Origin of the sequence: Methanomassiliicoccus sp. (assembly GCA_033485155.1) — an archaeon.
Taxonomy (GTDB): Archaea; Thermoplasmatota; Thermoplasmata; order Methanomassiliicoccales; family Methanomassiliicoccaceae; genus UBA6.
Genome location: JAWQJJ010000006.1, coordinates 82,201 through 109,145, shown reverse-complemented (window position 1 = coordinate 109,145; position 26,945 = coordinate 82,201). Strand labels below are relative to the sequence as shown.

Sequence of the window (26,945 nt, the reverse complement as noted above, 5' to 3'; positions counted from 1 at the left end):
GGACTCCGACAAACACCTTCCTCTTTCTTGCCACGGCCTTTCCCGGCCGTCCGCTATCCTGAACCATCGCCGACCCCGGGACCGCCTGGCCGGTCGGACCATAAGGTCTTAACCCTCGGGTTTCCAGATGCATCCTGGATATGATTATACCGAGGTCATTGAGGGAGGAGCACGCTCACATCATTGAAGTTATGGAGAGCGCGTCGCGAGAAGGGGGCACAATAGGGCCGGCGGCGACAGCGGTCCTGGCGGTACTGCGACCTCATTTGGAGAAGGAGGAACAGATCGCTCTTCCGCCGCTGGGGATGCTCACCCTTTCCAGTGAGGGAACGGCCCAGGAGGTCGAGGAGACAATAGCCCTGAGCCAGCGCTTCAGCGATGATCTGTCCCGCATGCTCGAGGAGCACGTGATTATCGGTGAGAAACTGCAGGTCCTGTCGGTAGAGGCTGAGAACGCCGCAAGGAAGGAGTATGCGACGATCGCCCGCGAGCTTGATCGCCACATGAGGCTGGAAGAGGAGATCATCTACCCTGCAGCTCTACTCATAGGCTCCTACCTCCGCTTGTGGCAGGCAAGGAAGGTCAAGGCTTAATCTCGAGGGTCCTCGCAGGGCTCTTCCTCGGCCTTGGGGACCGAGACCTCCGCCTTCTTGCGGGAGCGCTTCGGCCTCTCGATTTGATTCGGATATCTGCACACGGTGACGTACGCCCCTGCCCGTCGCTCGTCGCAGTAGTCCTTGGACATGGACATCGCGACGACCTGGCAGTCATCAGAGAATAGAATGCCGGTCAGGGCATCGTTGATCGCCCGGACGAGCTTATCGATGTCCGGTTTGACGGTAGGGTGCAGCCTCCTATGCTCGGGGACGGAGGGAGGACGAGAGAGCACAAAATCCACGCTGACAGAGTAAGCTGAGCAGGGGTCGCATTTCCACTCCCGGCCGTCGAGGGCCCGCTGAGCCTCGGTGGCGACCCGGTTACGCCACGCTTGCAGGCCTTTCTTGTTCTGGTGCGTGGTCACTGTTCGGTCTAAGGCCTTTATGTAGTACGCCCTCGTGCTCCCTTCCGGGGTTGGCTCTCCCAGGACCACAAATGACAGCGTCTCCACCGGGTTCTCTAACGCCCTCAACAGATCATCTTCCTCGATTCGGGCATGCCCATTCATGATGGCCATTCGCAGGCAGTATATATCCTGATGCTCTAGTAGGCCGAAAGTGCATCTCCCATCCTGGCCCGGGATGAGCGTTCCGCTCATAATAGTTCTGCCCATGGTTCAACAAAGGTGAAATATCGATGCTGAACTATGGGCAGGTAGGACGGGCATGAGAGGATGGAAGATGGCCGATAAAGAAGAACCGAAGGGTGACCGTTCCTTCCTCCGCTCCACCACCCGTGCTCAGAAGATCGCGGTCATCTTGGTAGTGGGCATGATGTGCTACGGTACGATGATTCTCGCCGACGGGCTGATCATCAGGCAATGGCTCGACTCGTCCTTCGGCCCCACCCCGGACCTGCCCATCTATCAGGAGAGGACCTCCCTCATCCTGAACGGAGGTATCATCTACCGGGACCTGGATATTGAATCGCCACCCCTTATTAATTACATATTGCTGCCTCCGCAGATGATCGGAGGGGAATGGTGGGCCTATGAGCTCTATTTCTCCTTATTCCCCATCCTTACCGGCTTGGCCATGTATCTGGTGATGCGACGATGGGACGATCATTACGCGCTTCTCGCCGCCCTCCTCCTGATCATCTGTCCTTATGCTCTTCAGGATGCCACCTGGGGGATCCAGGACGAGCCCATGGTCGCATTCTTCTACATCCTCCCATTGCTCCTGTTCCTTCATGGGAGGAAGGGGCTGTCAGCAGCGGCCACGGCGTTCGGTTTCTGGACCAAGTTCCTGCCCATCATCACATATCCGGTCATCCTGCTCGAGCTGAGAGGTCGCCGAGAAGTGGTAAAGAACCTGGCCATCGCCGTCATCACCTCGGCGCTCATCGCCCTGCCTTTCCTCCTGCTGTGCCCTATCGAGTTCCTCAACTTCCCGTCGTACTATCTGCTGGGCCGAAGCGGCGAGGGCAGCGCGGGAATGTCAGTCATCAATCTCGTCGGCGAGAGCGGATACCAGCTCCCTGGCACAGTGGGAGCGGTGCTGACCATCGGCGCCCTGGTGCTATCCTATTACCTCGTGTACCGATGGAAGCTAGACATCTGGAGGGGGGCCATGCTCACCACCGTCCTGTTCCTCTCAATCTACCCCATGATCCGGTTGGGCTACTACATCTTTCCCTTCGCATTCTTCGCGGTGTGGGCGGTGAAGGATCGTGGAATCCTGCTTCGCCTCGTCCCCATGTACCTGGCCCTGCTGTTCGGACAGGGACTGCAATCAGGAGGCCTAGGGGTCGATCCCTCATACTCCTGGATCATCGCAACAGCCCTGGTCCTCGCCGGTACCATCATAATGCTTGACATCACCAGGCTGTGCCTCACCACAAAGAGCTTCCTGGACGGCGAAGGGCGAGAGGGGCCCGCATCAGCCTAGAAGGTCTCATCACATCCGGGCGGATCTGCTGACCCTCTTATCATCACCCGGGCCCCTCCCGCAACAGGTACGACCTGGCCCTATATCTCGATAACGGGAAGGTTGAACTACTTCCTGCACCAAGCCACTCCTGATGCCAAGCGCCGTGGTGCTGATCAACTGCGAGGTCGGAAGGGAAGCTTCGGTCGTGGAGAGCATCTGTGCTATCGAGGGCGTGGAGAAGGCCTACGTCGTCTACGGGGTTTATGACGTGGTCGCCATTGTCGATGCGGCCACCATGGAGGGCCTGGAAGCGGCGTTGATGACCAAGGTGAGGGGCTTGCCTGGAGTCAGGAGTACAATGACTCTGATGATCAGTCGAGACTGCACCAGGGGTTGAATCCAATAGGTCGGTATAACGATCTGAAGCGACCTTCAAGACCAACGTCCTGTAAATGATCCGTTCTGCATCCTCATGAATGGCGATCCGGTTTGCGCTGGAGTGGTCGGTCCATCGCGTCGCCTCGGGACTCTACCTAGATCTGCCCTCAATAGCATATTGACGATCTCCGATCCTCCAGAGATTCGGATGGACCGTCGGAAGTCACAGCAGGTCAATCCGGAATCCTGGTTCGTGAGGAAGGCACGGTTCAGGTGACCAATTCGCATAAATATGCCTCTTCCTTTCGATGAGGCATGGACGGTCTGGGCGACCCCCTTTTATTCCTAGGCCTGGTGGCCTTCATCTCCCTATCCGGTGCGCTGATGCCCGGACCAGTATTCGCCACCGCGGTGGCCAAGGGATACCAGGACCGTCACTCGGGAGCCAAGATCGCCGCCGGACATGCCATCATCGAAGTACCACTGGTGGTGGCGATCTTCCTGGGCTTCGAGACAGTGCTGAAGGATCCTGCGGTCTTCGCCCTAATCGGACTAGTGGGCGGGGCATTCCTTCTCTACATGGGCGTGTCCATGATGCGCACCAGGATAGAGGATGGCCAGGTGCAGGGATCCAAGCTCGGGCCGTTCACCGCCGGGATCGCCCTCACCGCGGTCAACCCATACTTCCTGTTGTGGTGGGCCACCGTCGGCGCCTCGCTCATCGGTACTGCCCTCGGATACGGGCTGATCATCCTGCCCCTGTTCGTCATCGTCCATCTGGCCTGCGACCTCGGGTGGCTGGAATTCGTTTCCTTATCCGTCAACCGATCCAAACGGTTCCTCACCGGCCGAAGATACCGCCTGTTATTCATGGCCTGCGGGACCTTTCTCATCGTCTTCGCTCTCTATTTCGTCGTCAGCTCGTTCCAGGCGATTTTGTGAGCATCGGGCTGATCGTCTTCAACCTCTCCCTGAAGACCTGCTTTACATGTTCGGCATCTCCCTCTGGCATCAGGCCAATGTTGCTTCGGATGATGACCAGACCTTCGGATGTAGAGACCTGCATGTCCTCCAGCTTAAGCTTGAAGGGCATCTCCGGGGGAAGAGGGATCTCAGTGGGGAAAGCTTTGGGCAGACGGGAGGTGATGATCCCCTTTCCCAGCCCCTCGACCACCCGCTCCATGGTTTTTTCGGGCAGAGGCCACGGCAGCTCAAGAGTCAGGTCCAGGGCGGTGACATCCATCTGGGGTGGCATCTTTGGCTCCTGCTTCACGGTTACCTCGGCGCGCTCGATGACAAAGTCCTCGTCGAAGTCCCAGGAGTTCACCACCGCCTTCTCGTAAAGAGCCTCCCGCCCCTCGGCGTAAGGGCGGAAGAACGACCGCAGGCGTTGCCATATGCTACCCTTGAACCTCTCGACTTCCAGGAACGCTTTGGCCGTCATGTGCGCCGGGAGCTGGCATATGGCAATCCGACCGCCCTCTTGAAAGCACAGCTTGGGTCGTCCGGAGCGGGCCGAGTACTCCACCCTGATGAATGTCCCGCTCCTCAGTTTTCTCCTCCCCAGCCCCAGCCGTCCCAGGGTCGTCACCATCTCCGCGGATGCGACCAGAACATCGGCCATCTCGCTGGCATCAGGGATGGCGAAGGACATGTTACCCTTGATGTCACCGATGGCCGCCATGGCCTTCTCCATCATGACCTCGGCCGTGGCATCGGAGACCGCCATCAGGACATCCCATCCCTCCTGCGCCGGCAGGGGTGCCGGGGGCGTCTCATCTCCCTTCATCCCGACGTTCAGGACGATGCCGGGAGGCTCGATGACGATGCTTTTTACCTCGATCTCGATGGGTGGCGCATCGACCGTCAGTTCGTCCGGCAGCAGCTCGGACAGGGGCAATTGGATCGATGGCAGGTCGACAAGTGGTCCGCCGCTAGGCCCCATCAGGAGGCGAAGGAACACGTTCTGGACGAAGGACCCTATCAATTCCAGGGTCCCCTTGGGCATGGGGCAACCGCCTCCCAGCCGGAGGTTCTGTACGGTCAACCTGCTCACGTCCGTGGCCACCTTCCGCCCCTCCACCGCGACTCCTATATCGGTCGACGCCTCCATGTGGTACTTGACCCCGACCCCCCACGGGATGGCCATCTTACCCTCGATGGGGACCCGCACAGAGATCGAGCCGGGGCGCCTCACCTCGATATCGGGGGGCGAGATCAACCGGGCAGTGAAGCACATGTGCATGGAGTCGTACTTCCCCAGGCGGCCATCGATCTCCGGAATGACATCCTGCCGGTAGGTCTCCTTGACGATCCGATCGATCGAACCGCCATTGATGGAGACAAGGATAGTCATGCCTGTTAAAATTCGTCCTACGATTATTTAACGAGCCCGGTCCAGGGCCGCCGTTACACCAGTACGGGTGAGTGGGGACGCTTCGGACGTGTCTATCGCATCGGCGGCCCGAGTTAGCGCTAAGCCCGGTTCGGCCGAAATTCAGTCGCCGCGCCCGATGTCCATCATGCGCTGGAGCGGTTTCCTTGCCTTCTCCATCAGGTCAGGGCCCAGGTTGACCTCCGGCGTCATCGACTCTAGGGCCGCGAGGACATTGTCCAAGGTGATGAGCTTCATGGTCGGGCAAACCGCACCGGGAACCGCATAGAACCGCTTGCCGGGGTTCTCCTTGGCCAGTCGGTAGGTCATCTCCTGTTCCGTCCCGATGATGAACTCAGTCTTGGGCGATTCCTTGACGAACTTCATCATCCCCTCGGTGGAGCGGGCCGCATCGGCTATGTCGATGACGTCGGGTCGGCACTCGGGGTGGACAATAATTACCGCTTCGGGATGCTCCTCCTTGAGCTTCTTGAGCTTCTCCACGGTGATGGACTCATGGGTCGGACAGAAGCCTGGCCAGGGAATCACATCCTTCTCGGTGGAGCGTTGGACGAAAGAGGCAAGATTCTCGTCGGGGATGAAGATGACAAGGTCAGAGTCGAGACTGTTGACCACCTTCACGGCATTGGAGGAGGTGCAGCATATGTCCGCCTCGGCCTTGCACTCCGCGGTGGTGTTGACGTAAGCGACCACTTCGGCGCGGGGGAAGTCCTTCTTGAGCATCCTCACTCCCTTGGGATCGCACATGGCGGCCATGGGGCACCTGGCCTTGGGCTCTGGATGCAGGACGATCTTGGAGGGGTTGAGGACTTTGGCGCTCTCAGCCATGAAGTCTACTCCGCAGAACACGATGACGTCGGCGGTGGTCTTGGCAGCGGCCATGGCCAGGCCTAGGGAATCTCCTACGAAATCGGCGATGTCCTGGATGTCAGGAAGCTGATAGTTGTGCGCTAGGATAACGGCGTTCCGTTCTTGCTTCAGTTCCAATATTCGGTCCTGGGGCCGCATCAGGGTCGTGATATTGAGAACGATATAAATAATTGATTCCCTGGACCGCCTGGGTGACCGTTGCTCGATGGTACGGACCGCGCCATGGAAGGGCTCATCAGGTTTATTAGCCGCAAGGGTATGATGCTTTATGGAGGACGATTAGGATGAGGGCGTCGCGAGAGGAGCGGGCGGCCAGCTACTTCCGCTGCACCGATCGGGAGAGAGCGACCTTCGAGGCCGGAGTCAAACTGGCGACGGTCTACCATCAGTTCATCGGGACCCCTGTGAGCACCTCCAACGCCGAAAGCTTGGAGAGGGCGATCGAGGAGGGGGTCAAGGTCCAACCCTTCGTCGAGTCGGTCGAGGTCCGGATCCGTCGGGACCGGCTGAAGATGAAGAAGAACGAGTACGATTACCAGAGCCTCACCGGCGAGATGCTTGACGTCAAGGTCACCATTCATATCGGGGACGTCCGGACGGTCGGGGAAATGAGGTACCTGGAGGACATCAGGTATCCACTCATGTTCATCAGCTCCATCGAAGAGAGCGCCAGGCCATGAGGTGACCGCTGCTTTCGCCCATGAGGTTCAAGGTCGACGTAATACGTTTGTAATCTGTTGAGAGCCAACGATAGTTCGAAAACCATATTAAGAAAGGACATCCATACGGGGTGGCATCGTTTCAGTGCGTTAAGGTCAGTACTTGTTATAAATTCGGTGACAAAATGAACACCACTATCAAGATCGGCATAACCGGTTTGCCAGGCGCGGGCAAGACTCATGCATTGCTCAAGGTCATAGAGATGCTGGAGGCTGAGGGGATCAAGGTCGGAGGGATGGTGACCGAACCCATCGTCGAGGATAATAAGCGGACCGGGTTCGCCATCGTCGACTGGGCCAGTAAGGAAAAGGGTACCTTTGCTCATATCAATATCCAATCCAAGTTCATGGTCGGCAAGTTCGGGGTGGACCTGAATATATTGGAAGAAGTAGGCGTCAAGGCTTTGTTGAAGGCCTGCGAGGACGCTGACGTGATCGTCATCGATGAGGTGGGACGCATGGAGGTAGAATCCCAGACCTTCATCGACACTGTGAAATACGCATTGGACATCGAAAAGCCCCTTCTTCTCACGCTCCATAAGAAATCCCGCAATCCCCTTCTCCAGGATATTAGACGGCGGGACGATGTGCGTATTCTTGAGGTCACCCCCATAAACCGCAATCTGCTTCCCTACAAGATCATGAAGCTCATGAAGGGCGAACTTCTGTGAGCGCTCCCCCCGGGTCGGTGCTGAAAAAGGAAGGGGACACCGAACTCCATGTGCCCTCCATCCACTCCGAAAAGGGACCGGGCAAACGGATCGGCAGGGTGTTCTTCAACGACCAAATGGCATTCAACAGGGACGTCACGGTCATGCTCCTGGCGGCCTATCCCCGAGCACTTACCGCTCTGGACGCCATGGCCAGCACCGGGGCCAGGGCGATGCGCATCGCCCGGGAGGCCCGGCCGGACATGAAGATCGTGGCCAACGACAAGGACGCCGAGGCCTGTGAATACATCAGTGCCAACATCGAACATACCGGGAGCGACAACGTGGAAGTGTCCAATGATGATCTCCGGTGCATCCTGGCCAGGCGGGTGTTCGACTACATCGATCTGGACCCCTTCGGGACCCCGGTGCCCTTCGTCCCAGCGGTGATGCAGGGGCTCAAGAGGCATGGTGTGGCCGGCATCACCGCCACCGACACTGCACCGCTGGCCGGCACCTATCCGAGGAAATGCCTGCGCCGATACGGGGCCCATTCGATGCGCTCCCCGTTCGGCCATGAGAGCGGGCTAAGGATCCTCATCGGGCACATCGCCCGCGAGGCGGCCAAGGAGGATAAGGGCCTGGAGTGCCTGCTGTCGTTCTACGCCGACCATTACATGCGGACCTATGTCCGGGTGGTCGATGGGGGCGGGGAGGCCGACCGGACCATCGAGAAGCTGGGGTACGTGGACTACGATCCATCGACTGGAGAGAGGTCGATCTCCAGGGAACGGACCTCTTCACGATCCATCGGTCCCCTGTGGCTCGGACCTCTGCACGACGCTGAGGTCCTGGGGGAAATGGAAGCTAGGGAGAGCCTTCAGACCAGGAGGAGGTGCGCCAAGTATCTCGAGGTCTGGAGACAGGAACTGGATGTTCCATTCTTCTATGATAACGACGAGCTCGCGTCCCTCGTGAGAACGTCCCCCCGCCGCCTGGATGCGGTGCTGGAGGCCCTGGGCGCGTCCGGCCGGGTCTCCAGGACCCATTTCGCCCCGACTGGAATCAGAACCGATCTGCCGCTCAGGGACGTTCTATATATCTATGCCTCAGTGAAGGAGCAATGACAAAATCATTCAAATAACTGGATTATATGAGGAGATGGAATTTCGATGCCTACCTTAGCTGTGATCGGTTCGCAATGGGGCGATGAGGGGAAGGGAAAGATCACCGACTACCTGGCCGAAGATGCGGACCTCGTGGTGCGATACCAGGGGGGAGCGAATGCAGGCCATACCATCAAGGTGGGCAATGAGGTCTTCGCCCTCCACCTGCTCCCATCGGGCATCATACGCGAAGGGATTCTATCAGTGATCGGGAACGGCTTGGTCATCGATTGTGATGAGCTTCGGACCGAGCTGGAGATGTTGCGCAAGACTGGCCGTACCGGGGAGATGTTGAGGATCTCGGACCGGGCCAATGTCGTACTGCCCTACCACCGTGCCCTGGATGGGGCGGAGGAAAGGGCCCGAGGGGCAAAGGGAGTGGGGACCACCGGCAGGGGGATCGGCCCGTGCTACGCGGACAAGATCGCTAGAGCCGGGATTCGCATGGGCGACCTCTTGGACGAGGTCTACCTGTGGGAGCGGCTGGACATGGTCTATCCACAAAAAGAGAAACTGGCCCAGTCCCTTGGCATCAAGCTCGAGCAGGAGAAGGCCTCCCTCCTGAGGGTCCTACTGGAGTACGGCAACCTGTTCCGTCCGTTCATCACCGACACCTCGGTATTGGTCAACGACGCCATACGGGACGGTAAAAAGGTCATGTTCGAGGGCGCCCAGGGAACCATGCTGGACATCGACTACGGGACCTATCCTTACGTTACGTCGTCCAACTGCACCTCGGCGGGCATCTGCACCGGGGTGGGCGTACCCCCTTCGGCGGTGCAGGACGTCATCGGGGTCACCAAGGCCTACACCACCCGGGTGGGAGCGGGCCCATTCGTCACAGAACTTCATGACGCGGTAGGGCTGCATCTGCAGAATGTCGGCGGGGAATTTGGCACCACCACCGGGCGGCCGCGCCGCTGCGGTTGGTTGGACATGGTCGTGGTGCGCCATGCAGTCCGCTTGAACGGCATGACCTCTATGGCGATGACCAAGCTGGACGTGCTCAGCGACCTGCCGACGCTTAAGGTCTGCGTAGCCTACGAGATTGACGGCCAGATCGTGGAGGACTTCCCAGGAAGCATCGCCAAGCTCTCCCGGGCCAAACCTATCTACGAGGAGCTGGAGGGATGGACTGCCGCCTCGTGCAAGTCCGGCGACATCATTCGCAAAGGCTACGGCGCTCTGCCGAAGAACATGCGCAAGTACCTGGATTTCATAACCACCAACGCCGGCGTCCCCATCGAGATTATCTCCTTCGGCAAGGGCCGGGAGGAGACCATCGATCTGCGCAAGCGACGCTGGTCCGAATGAACTGATCCCCCGTCCACTGTCGGAGCTATGCGCCCTTCGGTCACATCGACATACGCTTATTAGCCAGCACTCCGAATACCGTACGGGGACCTAAATGAGGATCGAGATAGTCCACGCGTCCAAATACGGGAACGGGGAGCAGGTGGCCAAGGAGCTGCAGAGGATCTTGACGGCGAAAGGGATCCAGGGAGAGGTTCACCACATCCACGAGGTCAAGGCCCAGGATCTGCCAAAGGCGGACCTGCACGTGTTCATCTCACCGACCAGGATAGGCAAGCCGCCAGGCAGCGTGCGCCGTTATCTTGGGAAGGTGCAGCTGCCCTCGGGAACAAGGTACGCTCTAATCGCCACCCACGGCGCGCCCCAGCCGGATAAGAAGACCGGCCGGATGCCTACCGAGGAAGAGATGGCGAAGTGGCAGCGCACACTGCCCATCCTCGATGAGATGCTGAAGTCCAAAGGGCTGGTCAAGGTGGCAGATCTTATAGTCTTCGTCACCGACCTGAAGGGGCCGCTCGAGGAAGGTTGGCAGGCGAAGGTCTCTGCGTTCGCCGACCGCCTACTCCAACCCTGAGCTATCTGACGGTGACGACACGGAGCCAGGGTAACGACCCCCAATCGTTATAATCTCGCGGGTTCCCACGTAGTTCCGAGGACGATGCAGTACATAGACAACTTGGACATAGGTGGAAAAAGGCTTCTGTTGAGAGTGGACCTGAATGTCCCGCTGGACAAGGGAGAGGTGGCGGACGACTCCCGGATCCGAGCGATCCTACCAACCGTGAGATATGCGCTGGAGAACGACAGCAAGGTAATCCTCATCTCCCACCTGGACCGGCCGGGGGGGAGAGTCGATCCTCGCTATACATTGGCGCCGGTGAGCGAGCGTCTATCCCAGTTGCTGGGCGCTCCGGTCCGGTTCGTTCCACAGGTCCGGGGGAATGCGGTAAGGGAAGCGGTCGAGGAGATGGTCCCGGGCACCGCCATCTTGCTGGAGAACCTGAGGTTCGATCCCGGCGAGGAGAGCAACGATCAGACCTTCTCCAGCGAACTGGCGTCCCTGGCCGATGTCTATATCGATGATGCCTTCGCCGATGCCCACCGTTCCCATGCTTCCAATGTGGGGGTCACCGACCACCTGGCAGTCACCGGTGGAGGCCTCCTGATGCGAAGGGAGATGAACACTTTGGGAAGAGCCCTGGACAATCCCCAGCGACCCTTGGTGGTTATCGTCGGAGGGGCCAAGGTGAAGAGCAAGATGGGAGTGATAGAGCATCTCTCGATCAGGGCGGACCGCATCCTGCTCGGAGGCATGATGGCGCTCCCGTTCCTGATGGCCCGGGGCAGATTCGCCGGCCGCCACGATTTCGGTGAGGATCTGATCATGGAGGCCCAGAGGATCATGGAGAGAGCGGGGCCGAGCAAATTCGTGCTCCCCCTCGACGTGGTCGCGATACGGGAGGGAAATGGAGAGGTGATCAACATCGTGGCCGCCGAGGGCGTCAGGCCGGACATGATGGTCATGGACATCGGTCCGCGGACCATCGAGGAATTCTCCATGGTCCTGCGGACAGCCATGACCATAGTGTGGAACGGCCCCTTGGGGGCGTTCGAAGAGGACATCTTCAAGCACGGGACCCGGGCGGTGGCCGAGGTCATCGCCGGCACCAAGGCATTCTCCCTGATCGGGGGCGGGGATACCGGACGAGCCCTGGAGCGGTTCGGGCTCCAGAATGAATATTCCTACGTGTCCACGGGGGGAGGGGCCTTCCTCGAAGTGATGGGCGGGCGGGAGCTCCCAGCAGTGAAGGCTTTACAGGGCGCGGATAAATCGAAAGCCGCACCCTCCACCCTGACCGTCTAACGGACCCCGGCGGCCTTCTGGGTCGCCCGGTCCAGTTCTTCGGTGGATGCCAGGTAATGGTGCCCGAGCACCTTTCTGCCATTCATCTCATAGATCAGAGGGATGCCTGTGGGGATGTTGAGTTCAGCGATCTCATCGTCCGATATCCCATCCAGGTGCTTGACCAGGGCCCGGAGACTGTTGCCATGGGCTGCCACCAGGACCTCCTTCCCCTTCAACACCTGGGGGAGAATCTCCTGATCCCAGTACGGGAGCACCCTGGCCAGGGTATCCTTCAGAGACTCGCAGGACGGGAGGAGGGCAGGGTCAACACCCCGGTACCGGGGATCGAACCGAGGGTGCATTGGGTCCGAGAGTTCGAGAGGAGGAGGGCGGACATCATACCCTCGCCTCCAGGCATGGACCGCCTCCTTTCCGTGCACCTTGGTCATCTCCTCCTTGTTGAGGCCCTGCAGGGCCCCGTAGTGCCTCTCGTTCAGGCGCCAGGAGTGATGGATGGGTAGGTACATGAGATCCATGCCCTCCAGTGCCAGCCATGTCGTGCGGATGGCCCGCTTGAGCACCGAGGTGTAAGCCAGGTCGAATGTCATGCCCGCCTCCCGGAGGCGGTCCCCCGCGCTCCTTGCCTCCTTGCAGCCCTCGGGCGAGAGGTCCACGTCGATCCATCCAGTGAACTTGCCCAGCTTGTTCCACTCGCTCTGACCGTGCCTTAGTAGGACGAGATTGCTCATTTCTCCAGGTCACCCCAGTATATGCTCATCGCCTCGGCGGTGCTGGCGCCCTCGACGGTGATGGCGTAGATGGCGTTGGCGAACCGCACAGCCTCCCCAAGCGATTTCTGGTGTATGTTCCTTCCGGTTGCGCTGCCAGAGGTGCCGGAGACATTTATCTGCGCGTGTAGGCGCTGCAGGAAGGGCTCGACCTCTATCCTCCCTCCCCCCGAACATATGATCTTCGTTCGGCCGGCCGCCCGTACCGCGTCCCCCAACCGGGCGGGGGCGTCGGCCCCCTGAGGGTAGTTGACCTTGGCAAAGTCCGCGCCGAGGCAGGCAGCGACCCCTGCCGCCCCGGCGATGATCCGGGCGTCCTTCTCCTCGGGAACAGCCTTACCTCTCGCGTAGGACCAAAGAATGACGGGGAGTCCATGACGGTGGGCCTGATTAACGATCTGGGCCGCCTCCCGCAGCATATGGGCCTCATGCTCGCTCCCGATGTAGAAGGTATACCCGATCCCCAGGATCCTGAGCCCGCTCTCCTCCCTGAGCTTCACGACATCATCGACCGACTGCCACTGGACGCTGAGCGGCTCGGCCTGATCGATCTTGACCAGATTGGTCTTGGAGTTCAGCTTGATGACATACGGCACGTCCGGGTAGCTCATGCCATAGCGGCTGACCAGGCCGAACTGCGTGGCGAAGGCGCCGATCCGGGCTCGGGAGGCGATTCGGAAAAGGTGCTCGGGGTCCCCGTCGTCAGGAGAGATACCATCACCCAGGAAATCGGTGTTTAGGTGCTCCACCTTCTGATCCCCCGCGAACAGCATCAGCCGCCCCTTCCCTGAAGTGAGGGCAGCGTAGTTATCCTGGAACGCCCGGCGTTCCGCCCGGGGCACGTCCAAGGGCACGAGCTTGTCAAGCTCGGACATATGCCTCCCTCTCCAGTTCCTTGGTCCTTATCCTGGGCAGCATCGCCAGGATGTCCGCTCGGCTCGCCCTCGCTGTTCCCGGCTTGAGGGCAGTTGCCGTGCCCGCGGCAGTCCCGTGCCTGAGGCAGTCCACCGCCCCCATTCCGGAAGCTAGGCCGTAGATGAAACCGGCGACGGCGGAATCCCCGACCCCCACATTATTGACCGCCTCGACCGCGGGCGGGGAGGCCCAGTAGGCCCGCTCCCCATCGACCATCACCATGCCCTCCGCGCCCATGGAAGCGAGGACAGTGCCGACCCCTTGAGCTTGGACCTCCTCAGCCGCTCCGATGACCTCCTCAGTACTCCCGAGCTCCCTCCCCACCATTTCCCCGAGCTCGTGACGGTTTGGCTTGATATAGTCAGGACCGGCGGCAACGCCATGCCTCATGGCCTCCCCGTCAGCATCAAGGAATGTGATGATGCCCTGCCCTCGCAGCATGGTGATCAATCGACCGTAGGTGTCCGCCCCCGCCCCCGGCGGCAGGCTGCCGCCGATGGCGACCATGAAAGCGTCGTCAAGCCGTTGGATTTTGGCGATTAGAGCGTCCATCTCCTGACGGGTCACCTCCGGGCCGCTGGCGGTGAGGAGTATCTGCCGGCCGGTCGATGACTCGTTGACGATGACGTTCGTCCTCGTCTCTCCGGAGACCGGAATAAGATCGGTGGCCACGCCCTCGCATGCCAGGCGGTGCTCCAGCTCGTGCCCGGTGTAGCCGCCGGAGAAGCCCAGGGCGATGTTGGGGACACCCAGGCCGGTCAGCACCCGGGAGACGTCGATCCCCTTGCCCCCAGGGTAGCGGCACTCCTGGCGTACCCGGTTGGACTCCTCGTAGTCGATCCGGTCGACCCAGAAGGTCCGGTCGATGGCCGGGTTCAGGGCCAGGGTGTACACCCGCGTCCCCGCCGCTCCGCGGTCGTTCATGCCCTGACCATCTCGGCCCTACGCTCCCTATCCATACCGCCCAGGCGGGCCATGTATGAGGCGAGGTCCAGCATGCGGCAGGAGAACCCGTACTCGTTGTCGTACCAGGCCAACACCTTGACCATTCGTTCGGCCACGACCTTGGTGGACCGGGCGTCGATGATCGAGGAGCGGGGATCGGTGATAATATCCTGGGATACCAGCTCGTCCTCGCTCACCCCGAGGATGCCATTCATCGGACCTTCCGCCGCGCCCCTCAGTGCGTTGTTGACCATGTCTTCGGTCACCTCCTGCTTGAGGAGGGCGGAGATGTCGGTTATCGCTCCGTCGGGCACCGGGGCACGAATGGCGGTGGCGAACATCTTCCCTTCCAGCTCCGGGATCGTCCTCGCCGTGGCGTTGGCGGCTCCCGTAGTGGTTGGAACAAGAGACAGGGCGGCGGCCCGCCCTCTCCTCTTCTTCCTCGCCGGCCCGTCCACCAGCTTTTGGCTGGCGGTGTAGGCGTGCACGGTGGTGGCCATGAGGAGCTCGACGCCGAAGGAATCGTTGAGGACCTTCGCCACCGGGGCCAGGGAGTTCGTCGTGCACGAGGTGTTGGACACCACGTGATGGACGCGGGGGTCGTACTTGTCCTGGTTGACGCCCAGGATGATGCTGAGGTCCGCGGTGTCGGAGGGGGCGCTTATGATGACCTTTGATGCCCCGGCCTCCAGGTGCTTGGCCGCCTTGTCCCGGTCCCGGAATAGGCCGGTGCACTCAAGCACGATGTCCACTCCCAGATCCGCCCATGGCAGATCGGACGGATCCTTCTCGTGCCTCATGTCGACCTCCTGGCCGTCTAGTCGCAGGGAGTTCGCGGTGCTTTCGACTTCGAACGGTGCCCTCCCGTGAACCGAGTCGTACCGCATAAGATAGGCGATGTCATCGGGCGAGAACAGGTCGTTCGCCGCTACCAGCTTGATACCTGGCGGCGGGTCAGTGATGTAGCGCCTGGCGATTATCCTTCCGATGCGGCCCATGCCGTTAATAGCGATGTTAGTGGTCATATCAGCCTCCGTTCCAGTTCCTCAGAAATAATGGAGCGGAGCGTTTTAAAATACTTTCTTAATGATAATAATATCCTGTCGAAAAATAAATTGGACGTGATAGAGCGACCGAACCCCGGCCCCGGGCAGTGCGAAGGCCCTGAGAACTAAAGCCTGGCACGGTCGAAACCCTTGGCCCCGAACGGCTTGGTGGCGTCGATCGCAACCTTGGAGGTCGTGCCTTCAGAGCTGGGATCCAGGGAGGAGCCAGCGGCGTTGTTGGCTACCATGAGCGAACGGGAGGCCTGGAAACGGGTGGCCTCAGCCCACTCCACGTCGCGGTCGTCGAATATGTCGATATCCTCGTCCACAATGGTCACCTTCTTCATCGACGGGTGGCCGGAGAACGCGGCCATGGCAGCGTTGATCCCATCCCCTTCCTTGTTCTTGGTGATGGACACGACCCCATGCAGCCAGCAGCAGCCTCCTTCGGTCAGCCGGACTCCGTGCACTCGAGGTACGACTTGGTTCACCGTGCGGTAGATTATCGGCTCTCTCGGAAGACCCATCATCATGTAGTGCTCATAGCCGCCGGGCAGGAGGAGATGGAACACCGGGTCCTTGCGCATGTAGAGGCGGTCGACCTCGAACACCGGGGCCGGACGAACCGAGTCATAGGTGCCGGTGATGTCCATGAACGGACCCTCGTCCACCATGGTGGAGGTTATGCGTCCCTCGAAGACTATCTCCGCCTGGGCCGGCACCGTTAGGCCGCCGTTGAGCCTGGCCACCTCCAGGGGGGAGCCCAGCGTCCTCTGCTTCAGGGAGGAGGCGATGTGCATCTCGTCGGTGGCGTAGTCGGTGGACATGGCAGCAGCGAGGAGGACAGGGGGACACAGTCCCATGGAGAACGCCACCGGCAGGTCTTTCCCCTTCGCCTGGGCGCTCTTCCACATGGTGTACAGATGCCTGGGCACCAATCGTATGGCGAAGGACCTTTCGTCCCGCAGGCACATGCGGTGGAAGGACACGTTTCGCTTGCCCTCGTGCTCGGCCACCGCCACCGCGGATGTGATGTACCTTCCCTGGTCCCCGGGGAAGTACTTGGGAATGGGAAGCTTGGTGAGGTCAAACTCGGTGCGGACATCGTCCATGAACGGGGCATCGCCCACCAGCTTCGGCGCGGAGGGCGAGGCCATGGCCTCCAGCATCTTGGGTATCAGCTCCTCCTTGCGAATTCCCATAGCTCCGGCGATCCTCTCCCGGGTGGACCACAAGTTGCCTGCCGCACGCATCCCGTTTAGATCGGAGAACACCACCGGACGGGTCTGGTCTTTCATCAGGAGCTTGGAGACCTCCAGCTCGAGCGGGACCGCCTCGTCCACCTTGATCGCGTCCTTCATCCCCTCTACGAGATTGCGCATGGCCATGGCCGGTAATCGTGTGTGCGGTTATATTAATGGATTGGCACCAGCTTCCCAGCAGGCATGACGGACGCGGCCGGTTAGGGATGGAATCTGAGGTGGCCCTTCGGGCGAGATCTATCCCCGCCTTTGTTCTAGCCCAATTCCTGAGGACTGGACATACTGGATTATTACCGACCTGCACGATCCCCCTCCGGAGCTGGGACCTGAATGGAAATAGGGCGGATCAGGATCGATGGACCGGACATCGAGGTGCCGGGCATGGTGATCACACCTCGCCATCCTGTAGGATCGGCGGTCATCGCCCATGGCTACGGGGGCTGCAAGGAGGAGCAGTTGGGCCTCGCCATGCGGGTAGCCGAGAGCGGCCTGACGGCTTGCGCCATCGACCTACGGGGCCACGGGGAGCATCCCCTTCCCCTTGACCTCGGTGCTCTTGACGACGTCGAGGCTGCCATCGGCCACTTCCGGAGCCGGGGCCGTGTGGTGGCCATCGGCCATTCACTGGGGGGACGGCTGGCGCTCATCAGCAGTGCGGACTTCGCCATCGGGCTGTCCCCTCCCCTGGACCCCGGCTACTGCCCGCGGACCCAGGACCTGCTGCGAAAGCTTCGCAGCTACCGGGTGAAGCCTGACGATCCAAGCGCGGTCTTCGATCTCCTCCGCCGCCTCCCCGCCGTCCAGGATGTGGAAAGAAAGAGGACTTTGATCATCTACGGATCCAGGGACGTGCCCGAGATCGTGGAAGCGGGGGACGCGCTGCGGGCCCGCGGTCGCAACGCCGTTCGGCTAGAGCAGGCCATCCATGGCGACACTTACCTCTTGGAGAGCGCCTTTGCCGCGGTCTCGGACCAGCTCACTCGATGGTTCGGTCCCGGCGGGCGGTGAGCGCACGGAAGGAGCCGCCCTTACCCATAGTAGAAAGATAGAAGAGAGGGTTATCTGATGGACGCCCGATGTCCGCCGAGCTGAAAGAGGCGATCAGGAAGTACGCGCTGCAGAACGCCGCCCTCTTCGGAGGGAGGGCCAACCCGAAGGCCGTCATGGGCAAGGTGCTGGCAGAACGGCCGGACCTGCGGTCCAAGGCCAAGGAGGTCGCGGCGGCGGCCGAGGAGGTCTGCCGCGAGGTGGAAGCCATGCCGCTCGAGGACATCCAGAGGGCCGCCGAGACCATCGACCCCAATCTATTAAAGAAGACCAAGACCGAGCGCAAGCACGTGCTCCCCGACCTTCCCGAAGCGGTGGAGGGCAAGGTCGTGATGCGCATGGCTCCCGGACCCTCGGGGCCGCTGCATATAGGCCACACCCGAGTCTCGTTGCTGAACGACGAGTATGTGAAGAGATACAAGGGCAAGTACATCAACCGGCTGGAGGACACCAATCCGGAGAAGATCGATCCCGAAGCCTACAAGATGATCCCTGAGGATCTCGCCTGGCTGGGGGTACACGTCGACGAGACGGTCATCCAATCTGACCGGTTCGAGATCTACTACGGCATCGCCCGACAGCTCATAGACATGGGCAAGGCGTACGTGTGCACCTGCCCTCCCGAACCATGGAGACAGATGAAGGAGCAGTGCACAGCGTGTCCCCACCATTCGCAGACTCCAGAGGAGGCCAACGAGCTGTTCGACAAGATGCTCTCCCACGCCTTCGGCGAGGAGGAGGCGGTGTTAGTGGTCAAGACCGATCTACACCATCCCAACCCGGCGGTCCGTGACTTCGTCGGCCTGAGGATAGTGGACTCGGTACCCCATCCTCGGACCGGGGACCGGTACACCGTGTACCCGATGATGAACCTCTCGGTGGCGGTGGACGATCACCTGCTCGGCCTCACCCATGTCATCCGGGGCAAGGACCATCTCAACAACACTCTTCGCCAAGAGTATATATTCAATTATTTCGGATGGAAACGACCTTGGTACCATCACTACGGCCTGGTGCACATTCCGGAAGCGATCCTCAAGACCTCTACCATCCACAAGGGCATCCAGAGCGGGGAGTACTCAGGTTGGGACGACATACGCCTGGGCACGGTCAGGGCGATGGCTCGGCGGGGTATCCAGGCCGAGGCCATACGCAACTTCTGGTTGGACGTCGGGATGAAGGACGTGGACATCGAATTCTCCTGGGAGAACCTGTACGCGTTCAACAAGCAGATCATCGACCCGGCGGCCGACCGCTACTTCTTTGTGTGGGACCCGCAGCCGCTGGAGATCGTGGGCGTGGACCGCCTGGAGTCTCGCTCCCCGCTCCACCCTGATCATCCCGAGAGGGGGACCAGGAACCATGTCCTCACCGCGCCCATCACGGTGCTGATGACACGGGAGGACCTGGAAGGCTTCCGGGAGAGGGGCACGGTACGGCTCAAGGACCTGTGCAACCTGCGGTGGGAAGATGGCAAGGGTGTGTATACCGGCAACGACCACAATGTGCTCAGGGAGGGGGTCAAGATATCCCACTGGGTGCCCGCGGACGGGGCCGAGTGTGAGGTCCTCATGCCCGATGGTTCGGCCCGCAGGGGGGTCGCAGAGCGCCTACCGACCAACGAGGCGGATAAGGTCGTGCAGTTCGAGCGGTTCGGCTTCGCCCGGATCGATTCGATCTCCCCGCACATCTTAGCCTACTTTACACAGTGAAGAACGTGTAAGGTCGTACCATCCGGGGTATCGGCCCCATGGTAACGGCCGGCGGGCAGGCCGATGTCCGTTCTATCGCTTGGCGACGCGACGAGGTTCAGATCAGGCCGGTGGAGGCGAGGGTAGACCACAGCAGGTTCAATCCGACATAGGCGAGGAAGATGCCGCAGATGAGCTGGATCGCCTGGAAGGTGCGGGCGTTGACGAAACGCCGCCCCACGCTCACGACATAGGCGAAGAACGGGCACCATAGGAACCCGGCGATGGTGAAGCCCGCTAAGAACACTACATAATGCTCGACGGCAGGGTTGGGGACGATGGCGGCGATGGTAGTAGCCCCGATGCCCAGCCAGAATGCCAGTTGGAAGGGGTTGCTGGTCGAGAGCATCACTCCGGTCATGAAGTCGCTTCGGTCCCCCTCGGACGTAGTCCCGGGCATACCGCCTCTCCTGGCCCCCATGAGTGACTGCACCGCCAGGTACAGCATGAATAGGCACCCGATGAGGCCAAGCCCCAGCCGTACCGGGACGCTCTGGAAGAGCACTGCCAGGCCGACCAAAGCGATCACTGCCCATATCAGGTCCCCGATTAGGGAGCCCAGCTGCACCCACAAGGCCGGACGATAGCCTCCGGTGATCCCTCGGCGCAGGGCCTCCGCGGTGACCGCACCGGGGATGGCGCAGAACACGATCTCGAGCGCGAAGGCGGTTGCGAACAGTACCTCCAGTTCCACGCCGCCCTAGAAAGCCGGCGATGATATAATGATTGGCCAGTTCTACCGGCGGAGGGCGAGCAGCAGCTTCTCTTCCTCCTCGACGAACCTCCTGTCGAGGTCTTCTTTCTGGGCGTCGTCGAACGATTGCTGCACCAGCTCCAGCACATTGCCCTCCTCGATCTGGACGTGCAGGGAGACAAGGTTGTTGGCCACGACCAACCGGGGGATCCATACCTCCTCGGTTATCTCCACGTCGGCGAGGTCCCTCATCACCTGCCTGATAAGCCGGTGCTCCTCCATGGCTTGCAGGGCGAGAGGGCGGATGGTCAGGTCCGCCGACAGCTCCCGATAGATGGTGTTCTCCTCCCCCCGCTCGTGCGCTTCCAGCCGGGATATTAGCTCGATGTACGATTTGGAATAGGCCTCGGAATCTTCGATCGGCCCCCGGAGGAGATCGTTCATCATGCTCTGTATCACTCGGTGCTCCTCTTTCAAACGGTCCACTATATTCATCCGCATCTCCCGGACGTTCTGAGAACCGCACTGTATAAGTGACTTGCGGAGCGCTCAGAGCGAGAAAAGGAAGTTGGCCGCTCCCCCCAGCAGGAAGGCGAGGACGATGGAAGCGATGGACACGGAGACCGCTTCCTTCACCCCGAACTCCTTGGTGAGCGCGGCGAATACACCAATGCATGGCATGTAGGTCGCCATCACCAGGGCGAACACGAAGAGCTGCTCGGACGTGAGCACGGCACCTAGGTCTGCCCCGGCGCTCAGGGAGAAGATGACAAAGAGGATCTGCAGGGCCATCTCCTTCCTCAGTACTCCGAAGATCAAGGCCACGATGGTCACCGCCGGTAGGCCGAGAAGACCTACGGTCAGGAAGCTCAAGGGGTCCACCAGCGCGTTGAGGACGTTGTAGCGCATGAGGGCTTCTAATATGAGGCTGCCGACGAGGAGCAGCGGGAAGGCGATGATGAAGAAATCCTTCACCCTCAGCCAGGTCTTCGACAGTACGTTCCTGGCTGAGGGCATGGACAGCTCGGGGATCTCGATGACCAGGCTCGCCGGTTCTTCCCTTAGCAGGATGTGAAGCACCCGGCCCAGGATGAGGGCGAGGCTCAGCAGCACCAGGTAGATCAGGGCAGCCCATAGGATGCCGGAGTGCTGACCTACTGTGCCGATGATGATCACGGTCTGGGCGGAGCAGGGCACGGCCATGACGATGATGGTCGCCAGGATTAGCCTCTCCCTCTTGGACTCCAGCGTGCGGGTGGCCAGGATGGCGGGGACGTTGCAGCCGGTTCCGACCACCATAGGTATTATGGCCCGACCGTGCAGGCCCAGACGGACCATGAGGCCGTCCAGCAGCATCACTGCCCGGGGGAGATAGCCGGAGTCCTCCAGCAGCCCGAGGATGAGGTAGAATACCAAGATATACGGAATGACGATGGCCAGGATGGCCTCGATGGAGAGGTTGATGCCCGAAGCGATGGCCGCCCCCAGCGTCCCGCCGATGAACGCGGCAAGCTGATCGAAGAAGTTACCGGTGATCGTGGTGTACACGTCGATGATGAGCGTTTCCAGGAAGCCGCCGATGACGACGACCGAGAGGAAGATGCCAACGAGTATGCCGATGAGGATGGGGATACCGGTGCGCGGGCGCAGGGTGAGGTCGGAGATGCGATCCTTGACGGTCAGGTCCCTCATGGGGAGCCAACTGATGACCTCTGAGGCTATCTTCCCAGCTTCACCATAGCGGTCCCTGGCGATGTGAACCTCGACATCCTCATAGTGCTGCTCGCGGAACTCCTTGCGGTATTCGTCAGCCAGCGTCTTTATGCTAGGACTGAATTGCTTGGTGAAGTAGGGATTATTCTCCAGGAGCTTGATCGACGCGCCCCGGATGGGAAAGCCGGACTCCGTCTCCACCACCCCTGCGGCCATCTCCTCTAGGAACGCCTCGATGTGACTGTCGTAGCGCGTTACGTAATAGGCACGGTGAACGGTGCCCGAAACGGCAAGGTCCATGAGGCGGTCGACCCCCTCCCCGGTGAGGGCCACCGTGGGCACCACCGGGACCTGGAGGATCTTCTCTAACCCCTTGACATCCAGGGTCATCCGCTTCCGCGCCTGGTCCATGAAGTTGAGGGCGATGATGACCCGGTACCCGAGCTCGATTAGCTGGAGGACAAGGACCATGCCTTGCTCCAGCCGGGTGGCGTCGAGGACCGCTATAACGTAATCAGGGTCCTTCTCCGCCAGGAGGGTGGTAGCGACCCGCTCGTCCTCGGTGACACCTGCGAGGGAATAGGTTCCCGGCAGATCGAACACCTCGATCCTTTGCCCCTTGTGGGTGACCGAGGCGGACTCGAACTGCACCGTGGTGCCCGGATAGTTGGCCGAGATGACCCCTATGCCAGTGATCCGACTGAAGAGAGCTGACTTGCCGACGTTGAGGTTGCCGGCCAGGACGATCTTCATCAATCGCACTTCCTAACCATGACCTTGGAGGCATAGTCACGGGACAGGGCGACCTTCATCTCCTGCATCTGGACCAGTATCGGCCCCCCCAGAGGGATCCGCTCCTCGACCGATATCGTGCGCCCTGGTACGAACCCCATGGAAATTAGCCTCTTGATCTTGGCCGAGTCCTCGCTCGCCAGGTGGGTGATCTTGCCCCGGTCCCCGTCCGACAGGTCGGTTAGGGGCATGGAGAGGTCGGGATCATGAAGAATGATCGAATCGCTCGGAGGGATGGGATCGCCGTCCGGGCAGCAGGTCGGATAGTTTAGGATCTGATTGATGACCTCGACGGTGCCATCGGAGACGTTGTGCTCCAGTTTCATCGCCTCTTGGTGGCTCTGTTCCTTCTGCATGCCCACGATATCCACCAGGAAGCGCTCCAGCAGCCGATGGCGGCGCTTGATGCGCTCCGCTACCTTCCGTCCCTTGGAGGTCAGGGTGACGCCTTTGTACTTCTCGTAGTTGAGGTATCCCTCGGCGGCCAGCTTCTGGGTCATCTCAGTGACGCTGGCCGGGGTGAGATCCAGCTTAGCCGCTATGGCCGTGGTCTTCACCGATCCTACCTCTCTCGTTAGGTCGTAAATACAGGCGAGATAGTCCTCGGCGTTCTCACTAACCATGTTTAGGGGCAACTAACATATGATATTAAAAAGTGTGGCCCACCTAAACGTGGTGCCTAAATATCTCGGAAGGGCACGATGTCACAGCATCCGCACTCGTGACACATAGTGTGCAGGGTGTATGAGGTCAGACCGTGCCGCTCAAGGACCGCCCGGTGCTGGCGGGCGAGACGAAGCATGCGCTCCGGGGTGATCGGTTCCAGCTCTCCCAGCGCCTCGGTCATCGGCCCCCGATTGATGTCGTTTAACCGCAGGGGACGAAGCGTGGCGACGCATCCCATCGTGGCCAGGAGCTCGACCCCCTCGAGGACGTTCTCGTCCGACTCCCCCATCCCCACGATGATGTTGGATGTCACCTTCCCCCGGCCGAACACCTCCGCCGCGTGGGCGATGGCCCCGAGGATGCGGTCCAGGTCCTGCTCCCCACATACCTTCTCGAAGATCTCCCGATCGAAGGTTTCGATGTTCAGTTTGATCTCGTCGGCGCCGGCCTCCTTCAGCTGGTCAACCTGCTCCAGGCGGTCGATATACGGCTCGACCCCGATAGGTATGTCCGGCAGTTCCTTTCGCACATGGGAGATAACGTACGCCAGCTTGTCCACCGTGCTCTGAGCGTCCTTGATCACCGCGGAGGTGACCGCCACCGCCTTCAGGTCCGACCTCTCCGCCGACCTCAGGATCATCGACACGACCCTATCTGGATCGAGGCCTTTGGTGATCTTTCGGTCCAGGGCGGGGGAGGTGCAGAAGCGGCAGTGATAGATGCATTCGGTGTCGAGATTATAGAACGCCTGCTCGGGAGCATGGGCCACAGTGGGCCTGATCTCCACCTCCTCCACGAACACCTCTTCCCCGTGCATCAGCGTGTAACGGGGACCGTCACCTACTAGGGAGTACTCCGCATCTCCGGTGGTGATCGCCTTCTTCAGCCTGGTGCCGGCAAATGTCAGGACGATGGCGGTCGATCCAGCCCCCGGCCCGGCCGTAGAACGGGACACCGGAAAGGGCGGCCGGAAGCTATTGGCCACCCTCACCGGCCCGCTGGCCAGCAGCATCGCCTTCTTGCGCGCTATCAGTTCCCGGTCCGCTTCCACCTCACACCCTCCGCGGTGTCCTGCAGCTCCACTCCCTTTTCCTTCAGGCGGTCGCGTATCCTGTCCGCCAGGTCGTATTGCTTCCGCTTGCGCAGCTCGTTGCGCACCTCGATGAGGATGTCGATGACCTCGCCGGAACGGTCTTCGGTCGCCGCCTCTACAGTCGGCAGGATGGCGAATACCTTGTCCATCTCCTCGAGAGCGCCGAGCACCTCGTGCGCCCCTTGGGCGCTCAGCTCCCCGCTCCCCAGCAGGCGGTTCGTCTCTCGGACCAGCTCGAACACCTCAGACATCGCCGCCCGAGTGTTGAAGTCCTGGTCCATCGCCTCCACGAACCGCTGACGGAACCGTGCGGCGAGGTCTGTGGCGTCGTTGTTACCCTTTGCGCTGCCCGCGGCTGCCTTGAGCTCATGGTAGGTATTATGCAGCCGGCGCAGGCTCGCCGCAGCCTCCTCCAGGGCCGCCTCCGAGTACACCTGCGGGCCACGGTAGTGGGCGGACAGCACATAGAAGCGGATCTCCTCCTTGGTGTGCTTGGCCAGAACGTCTTTGACGGCGAAGAAGTTCTTCAGCGATTTGGACATCTTGGCATCCTGTACCTGGAGCATACCGTTGTGGATCCAGTACCTTGCCAGCGGCTTGCAGTTGGCGGCTTCGGACTGTAGGATCTCGTTCTCGTGATGGGGGAAGATGAGATCATTCCCTCCGCCGTGAATGTCAATCGTCTCGCCGAGGTACTCGGTGCACATGGCTGAGCACTCGATGTGCCAGCCCGGCCGCCCCTTGCCCCACGGGGAATCCCAGGCGATCTCTCCGGGCTTGGCTGCCTTCCACAGCGCAAAGTCGTAGGGGTTCCTTTTCAGCTCGTTGACTTCGACCCGGGCCCCGGCCTGCATGTCCTCGAGCTTCTGCCCCGTGAGCCGCCCATAGTCTTCGACCTTGTCCACGGCGAAGTAGACGCTGCCATCCTCGCTCTTGTACGCGAAGCCGTGATCGATGATCCTCTGAGTCATGTTGATGATCTGGTCAATGTTCTCCGAGGCCTTGGGATACCCGTCCGCTCTTCTTACTCCCAGGGCGTCGACGTCCCGGAAGTACCGCTCGATGTACATCTTCGAGAGCGCCAACGGCTCCATTCCCATCTCCGCCGCGCGGTTGATGATCTTGTCATCCACGTCGGTAAAGTTGGTCAGGTGGGTGACCTCATAGCCGCGGGAGCGGAGGTAGCGGGCGATCATGTCGAAGACGATGATCGAACGTGCATGCCCCATGTGGATGTCATCGTACACGGTGACGCCGCAGACGTACATCTTGACATTACGGTCATCGATCGGTACGAACTCCTCCTCGCGCTTGGTCAGGGTATTGAATATTCTAAGAGCCAAAGTATCCCGCCCCACTAATGGTTCGGTGCTTTTTTTAACTTATGCGAGTGTGGAGTCTTCTGTGAAAGCGGGGAATGGGGGGCGCGGCAGGGAGAGTACCTTCGCTCGACCCCTCCCATGAGGCCTCCATGCTCACGCTCTCGAGAGAGCGATGAGGAGCACAGCCTCCAAGTTACCCTCTGCCCCAATGTAGGATAAGAGCACAATGTGCCGTTAACCAAGGAGGTTGGTTTCAATCCTTCTTGACCTTTTCTTCCAGTTCCTCCACCCGGCGCTCCAGACGGTCGATGGAGGTGCAGATGTCATTTAGAACGGTGATCATGGGGTCTGGAAGATTCTCCATCCGGGGCTGCGCGGGCTTCTCGCCGTTCTTCCGGACCACCTTTCCGGGGATCCCGACCACGGTACTGTTGGGGGGCACATCCTTGACCACCACCGATCCCGCCCCGATCTTGGAGTTCTCCCCCACGGTGATATCTCCCAGAACAGTGGCATGAGCGCCTATGATGACGTTATCCTGTATAGTGGGGTGCCGCTTCTCCTTGGAGGTCGAGACCCCTCCCAGGGTCACCCCCTGGAATATAGACACATTGTCACCGATGATCGAGGTCTCGCCGATGACCACTCCCGTAGCGTGATCGATGAAGAACCCCTTGCCCACGGTGGCCCCGGGATGTACGTCAGCGCCAGTGAGCACCCGTCCCCAGTAGTTAAGGAGACGGGCGAGCTTGTACTCGCCCTTCAGGTACAGCTTGTGCGAGACGCGGTGAATGAGGATGGCGTGAAGACCGGGGCTGAACATCAGCGCCTCTGAGAAAGACTTGGGCGCCGGGTCGCGCTCCAGAACCGTCCTAACGTCATCTTTCCAGGACATGCTGAACCCTTGTCAATCGCCAAGATGAAATATATCTTTCGGTACCAGAGTTTACTGGCAAGGATTACATGGCCAGCTTTCCCGCTTGTTGATCGTCCCCCTTTTTATCGAGACTACGGCCACCCTCGCGTCACATACCATAGCGAGGAC

27 protein-coding genes are annotated in these 26,945 nt (G+C 60.5%); 12 read left to right on the top strand and 15 right to left on the bottom strand.

Annotation, left to right across the window (positions count from 1 at the left end; translation table 11 throughout):
- Positions 1 to 140: 140 nt before the first annotated feature.
- Complete coding sequence (locus tag SA339_09970) at positions 141 to 593, top strand: hypothetical protein (protein ID MDW5563540.1); 453 nt, start codon at positions 141 to 143, stop codon at positions 591 to 593.
- Here the strand turns inward: SA339_09970 and SA339_09965 are convergent.
- Positions 590 to 1,270: a RusA family crossover junction endodeoxyribonuclease gene (locus SA339_09965; protein ID MDW5563539.1), complete on the bottom strand. Its 681-nt coding sequence runs from the start codon at positions 1,268 to 1,270 to the stop codon at positions 590 to 592. The two genes, SA339_09970 and SA339_09965, sit on opposite strands and share 4 nt — an antisense overlap.
- A 67-nt stretch (positions 1,271 to 1,337) precedes the next feature.
- Here SA339_09965 and SA339_09960 point away from each other — a divergent pair, with 67 nt between their 5' ends.
- The 3 genes from SA339_09960 to SA339_09950 all read left to right on the top strand — a co-directional run bounded on the left by SA339_09960 (position 1,338) and on the right by SA339_09950 (position 3,848).
- On the top strand, positions 1,338 to 2,546 hold the full coding sequence (locus SA339_09960) for a hypothetical protein (GenBank protein MDW5563538.1): 1,209 nt from the start codon (positions 1,338 to 1,340) through the stop codon (positions 2,544 to 2,546).
- 133 nt (positions 2,547 to 2,679) lie between these two features.
- Positions 2,680 to 2,925 (top strand): Lrp/AsnC ligand binding domain-containing protein, encoded by a 246-nt coding sequence (locus tag SA339_09955; GenBank protein ID MDW5563537.1) that lies wholly within the window; start codon positions 2,680 to 2,682, stop codon positions 2,923 to 2,925.
- Between the two features lie 296 nt (positions 2,926 to 3,221).
- Positions 3,222 to 3,848 (top strand): LysE family transporter, encoded by a 627-nt coding sequence (locus SA339_09950; protein ID MDW5563536.1) that lies wholly within the window; start codon positions 3,222 to 3,224, stop codon positions 3,846 to 3,848.
- On the opposite strand, the gene SA339_09945 is transcribed toward SA339_09950, so the two are convergent.
- Positions 3,823 to 5,262 carry a hypothetical protein gene (locus SA339_09945; GenBank protein MDW5563535.1) on the bottom strand — a complete coding sequence of 480 codons (1,440 nt, stop codon included), beginning with the start codon at positions 5,260 to 5,262 and terminating at the stop codon, positions 3,823 to 3,825. The two genes, SA339_09950 and SA339_09945, sit on opposite strands and share 26 nt — an antisense overlap.
- Before the next feature lie 141 nt (positions 5,263 to 5,403).
- Positions 5,404 to 6,288 (bottom strand): quinolinate synthase NadA, encoded by an 885-nt coding sequence (gene nadA, locus SA339_09940; protein ID MDW5563534.1) that lies wholly within the window; start codon positions 6,286 to 6,288, stop codon positions 5,404 to 5,406.
- Between the two features lie 167 nt (positions 6,289 to 6,455).
- On the opposite strand from nadA, the gene SA339_09935 reads away from it, so the two are divergent.
- The 6 genes from SA339_09935 (at position 6,456) to SA339_09910 (ending at position 11,884) form a co-directional block, all read left to right on the top strand.
- Positions 6,456 to 6,851, top strand: a complete 396-nt coding sequence (locus SA339_09935) for a dihydroneopterin aldolase family protein (GenBank protein ID MDW5563533.1) — start codon at positions 6,456 to 6,458, stop codon at positions 6,849 to 6,851.
- A 164-nt stretch (positions 6,852 to 7,015) separates the two neighbouring features.
- Entirely contained in the window at positions 7,016 to 7,561 is a 546-nt protein-coding gene (locus SA339_09930; GenBank protein MDW5563532.1) for an NTPase, read from the top strand.
- Complete coding sequence (locus SA339_09925) at positions 7,558 to 8,667, top strand: tRNA (guanine(26)-N(2))-dimethyltransferase (GenBank protein ID MDW5563531.1); 1,110 nt, start codon at positions 7,558 to 7,560, stop codon at positions 8,665 to 8,667. The genes SA339_09930 and SA339_09925 overlap by 4 nt, the downstream gene beginning before the upstream one ends.
- 45 nt (positions 8,668 to 8,712) lie before the next feature.
- Entirely contained in the window at positions 8,713 to 10,020 is a 1,308-nt protein-coding gene (locus SA339_09920) for an adenylosuccinate synthase (protein ID MDW5563530.1), read from the top strand.
- Between the two features lie 94 nt (positions 10,021 to 10,114).
- Positions 10,115 to 10,594 carry a flavodoxin family protein gene (locus SA339_09915; protein ID MDW5563529.1) on the top strand — a complete coding sequence of 160 codons (480 nt, stop codon included), beginning with the start codon at positions 10,115 to 10,117 and terminating at the stop codon, positions 10,592 to 10,594.
- A gap of 84 nt (positions 10,595 to 10,678) precedes the next feature.
- Positions 10,679 to 11,884, top strand: a complete 1,206-nt coding sequence (locus tag SA339_09910; GenBank protein MDW5563528.1) for a phosphoglycerate kinase — start codon at positions 10,679 to 10,681, stop codon at positions 11,882 to 11,884.
- Here SA339_09910 and gpmA read toward each other — a convergent pair.
- From gpmA to SA339_09885, 5 genes are all read right to left on the bottom strand, one after another.
- Complete coding sequence (gene gpmA / locus SA339_09905; GenBank protein ID MDW5563527.1) at positions 11,881 to 12,615, bottom strand: 2,3-diphosphoglycerate-dependent phosphoglycerate mutase; 735 nt, start codon at positions 12,613 to 12,615, stop codon at positions 11,881 to 11,883. The genes SA339_09910 and gpmA overlap by 4 nt on opposite strands.
- Positions 12,612 to 13,529, bottom strand: a complete 918-nt coding sequence (locus SA339_09900) for an aldolase (GenBank protein ID MDW5563526.1) — start codon at positions 13,527 to 13,529, stop codon at positions 12,612 to 12,614. The genes gpmA and SA339_09900 overlap by 4 nt, the downstream gene beginning before the upstream one ends.
- Positions 13,516 to 14,493, bottom strand: coding sequence for a 1-phosphofructokinase (gene pfkB / locus SA339_09895; GenBank protein ID MDW5563525.1), 978 nt, complete (start codon positions 14,491 to 14,493; stop codon positions 13,516 to 13,518). The genes SA339_09900 and pfkB overlap by 14 nt, the downstream gene beginning before the upstream one ends.
- Complete coding sequence (gene gap / locus SA339_09890; protein ID MDW5563524.1) at positions 14,490 to 15,539, bottom strand: type I glyceraldehyde-3-phosphate dehydrogenase; 1,050 nt, start codon at positions 15,537 to 15,539, stop codon at positions 14,490 to 14,492. The genes pfkB and gap overlap by 4 nt, the downstream gene beginning before the upstream one ends.
- Positions 15,540 to 15,685: 146 nt before the next feature.
- Positions 15,686 to 16,948: a UbiD family decarboxylase gene (locus SA339_09885; protein MDW5563523.1), complete on the bottom strand. Its 1,263-nt coding sequence runs from the start codon at positions 16,946 to 16,948 to the stop codon at positions 15,686 to 15,688.
- A 204-nt stretch (positions 16,949 to 17,152) separates the two neighbouring features.
- Here SA339_09885 and SA339_09880 point away from each other — a divergent pair, with 204 nt between their 5' ends.
- On the top strand, positions 17,153 to 17,830 hold the full coding sequence (locus tag SA339_09880; protein MDW5563522.1) for an alpha/beta fold hydrolase: 678 nt from the start codon (positions 17,153 to 17,155) through the stop codon (positions 17,828 to 17,830).
- Between the two features lie 68 nt (positions 17,831 to 17,898).
- Entirely contained in the window at positions 17,899 to 19,581 is a 1,683-nt protein-coding gene (locus SA339_09875; protein MDW5563521.1) for a glutamate--tRNA ligase, read from the top strand.
- A gap of 97 nt (positions 19,582 to 19,678) precedes the next feature.
- Here SA339_09875 and SA339_09870 read toward each other — a convergent pair whose 3' ends face one another.
- The 7 genes from SA339_09870 to cysE all read right to left on the bottom strand — a co-directional run bounded on the left by SA339_09870 (position 19,679) and on the right by cysE (position 26,795).
- Positions 19,679 to 20,314, bottom strand: a complete 636-nt coding sequence (locus SA339_09870) for a LysE family transporter (GenBank protein ID MDW5563520.1) — start codon at positions 20,312 to 20,314, stop codon at positions 19,679 to 19,681.
- Positions 20,315 to 20,356: 42 nt separating this feature from the next.
- Complete coding sequence (locus tag SA339_09865) at positions 20,357 to 20,809, bottom strand: hemerythrin domain-containing protein (GenBank protein ID MDW5563519.1); 453 nt, start codon at positions 20,807 to 20,809, stop codon at positions 20,357 to 20,359.
- 54 nt (positions 20,810 to 20,863) lie between these two features.
- Positions 20,864 to 22,780: a ferrous iron transport protein B gene (gene feoB / locus SA339_09860; protein ID MDW5563518.1), complete on the bottom strand. Its 1,917-nt coding sequence runs from the start codon at positions 22,778 to 22,780 to the stop codon at positions 20,864 to 20,866.
- Positions 22,780 to 23,442 (bottom strand): metal-dependent transcriptional regulator, encoded by a 663-nt coding sequence (locus tag SA339_09855; protein MDW5563517.1) that lies wholly within the window; start codon positions 23,440 to 23,442, stop codon positions 22,780 to 22,782. Before SA339_09855 ends, feoB begins: the two co-directional genes overlap by 1 nt.
- 56 nt (positions 23,443 to 23,498) lie before the next feature.
- Positions 23,499 to 24,536, bottom strand: a complete 1,038-nt coding sequence (locus SA339_09850) for a radical SAM protein (protein MDW5563516.1) — start codon at positions 24,534 to 24,536, stop codon at positions 23,499 to 23,501.
- Entirely contained in the window at positions 24,515 to 25,921 is a 1,407-nt protein-coding gene (gene cysS / locus SA339_09845; GenBank protein ID MDW5563515.1) for a cysteine--tRNA ligase, read from the bottom strand. The genes SA339_09850 and cysS overlap by 22 nt, the downstream gene beginning before the upstream one ends.
- Before the next feature lie 232 nt (positions 25,922 to 26,153).
- Positions 26,154 to 26,795 (bottom strand): serine O-acetyltransferase, encoded by a 642-nt coding sequence (gene cysE / locus SA339_09840; protein MDW5563514.1) that lies wholly within the window; start codon positions 26,793 to 26,795, stop codon positions 26,154 to 26,156.
- Positions 26,796 to 26,945 lie beyond the last annotated feature (150 nt).

What these genes read in the sequence shown, in the direction of transcription:
- feoB (MDW5563518.1), bottom strand. Translation starts at nt 22,780, where the DNA reads ATGAAGATCGTCCTGGCCGGCAACCTCAACGTCGGCAAGTCAGCTCTC.
- SA339_09945 (MDW5563535.1), bottom strand. Translation starts at nt 5,262, where the DNA reads ATGACTATCCTTGTCTCCATCAATGGCGGTTCGATCGATCGGATCGTC.
- gap (MDW5563524.1), bottom strand. Translation starts at nt 15,539, where the DNA reads ATGACCACTAACATCGCTATTAACGGCATGGGCCGCATCGGAAGGATA.
- SA339_09970 (MDW5563540.1), top strand. Translation starts at nt 141, where the DNA reads ATGATTATACCGAGGTCATTGAGGGAGGAGCACGCTCACATCATTGAA.
- SA339_09900 (MDW5563526.1), bottom strand. Translation starts at nt 13,529, where the DNA reads ATGTCCGAGCTTGACAAGCTCGTGCCCTTGGACGTGCCCCGGGCGGAA.
- SA339_09880 (MDW5563522.1), top strand. Translation starts at nt 17,153, where the DNA reads ATGGAAATAGGGCGGATCAGGATCGATGGACCGGACATCGAGGTGCCG.
- cysE (MDW5563514.1), bottom strand. Translation starts at nt 26,795, where the DNA reads ATGTCCTGGAAAGATGACGTTAGGACGGTTCTGGAGCGCGACCCGGCG.
- SA339_09935 (MDW5563533.1), top strand. Translation starts at nt 6,456, where the DNA reads ATGAGGGCGTCGCGAGAGGAGCGGGCGGCCAGCTACTTCCGCTGCACC.
- SA339_09950 (MDW5563536.1), top strand. Translation starts at nt 3,222, where the DNA reads ATGGACGGTCTGGGCGACCCCCTTTTATTCCTAGGCCTGGTGGCCTTC.
- SA339_09930 (MDW5563532.1), top strand. Translation starts at nt 7,016, where the DNA reads ATGAACACCACTATCAAGATCGGCATAACCGGTTTGCCAGGCGCGGGC.
- gpmA (MDW5563527.1), bottom strand. Translation starts at nt 12,615, where the DNA reads ATGAGCAATCTCGTCCTACTAAGGCACGGTCAGAGCGAGTGGAACAAG.
- SA339_09865 (MDW5563519.1), bottom strand. Translation starts at nt 20,809, where the DNA reads ATGAATATAGTGGACCGTTTGAAAGAGGAGCACCGAGTGATACAGAGC.
- SA339_09885 (MDW5563523.1), bottom strand. Translation starts at nt 16,948, where the DNA reads ATGGCCATGCGCAATCTCGTAGAGGGGATGAAGGACGCGATCAAGGTG.
- pfkB (MDW5563525.1), bottom strand. Translation starts at nt 14,493, where the DNA reads ATGAACGACCGCGGAGCGGCGGGGACGCGGGTGTACACCCTGGCCCTG.
- SA339_09955 (MDW5563537.1), top strand. Translation starts at nt 2,680, where the DNA reads ATGCCAAGCGCCGTGGTGCTGATCAACTGCGAGGTCGGAAGGGAAGCT.
- SA339_09855 (MDW5563517.1), bottom strand. Translation starts at nt 23,442, where the DNA reads ATGGTTAGTGAGAACGCCGAGGACTATCTCGCCTGTATTTACGACCTA.
- SA339_09920 (MDW5563530.1), top strand. Translation starts at nt 8,713, where the DNA reads ATGCCTACCTTAGCTGTGATCGGTTCGCAATGGGGCGATGAGGGGAAG.
- SA339_09910 (MDW5563528.1), top strand. Translation starts at nt 10,679, where the DNA reads ATGCAGTACATAGACAACTTGGACATAGGTGGAAAAAGGCTTCTGTTG.
- SA339_09875 (MDW5563521.1), top strand. Translation starts at nt 17,899, where the DNA reads ATGTCCGCCGAGCTGAAAGAGGCGATCAGGAAGTACGCGCTGCAGAAC.
- SA339_09960 (MDW5563538.1), top strand. Translation starts at nt 1,338, where the DNA reads ATGGCCGATAAAGAAGAACCGAAGGGTGACCGTTCCTTCCTCCGCTCC.
- SA339_09915 (MDW5563529.1), top strand. Translation starts at nt 10,115, where the DNA reads ATGAGGATCGAGATAGTCCACGCGTCCAAATACGGGAACGGGGAGCAG.
- SA339_09965 (MDW5563539.1), bottom strand. Translation starts at nt 1,270, where the DNA reads ATGGGCAGAACTATTATGAGCGGAACGCTCATCCCGGGCCAGGATGGG.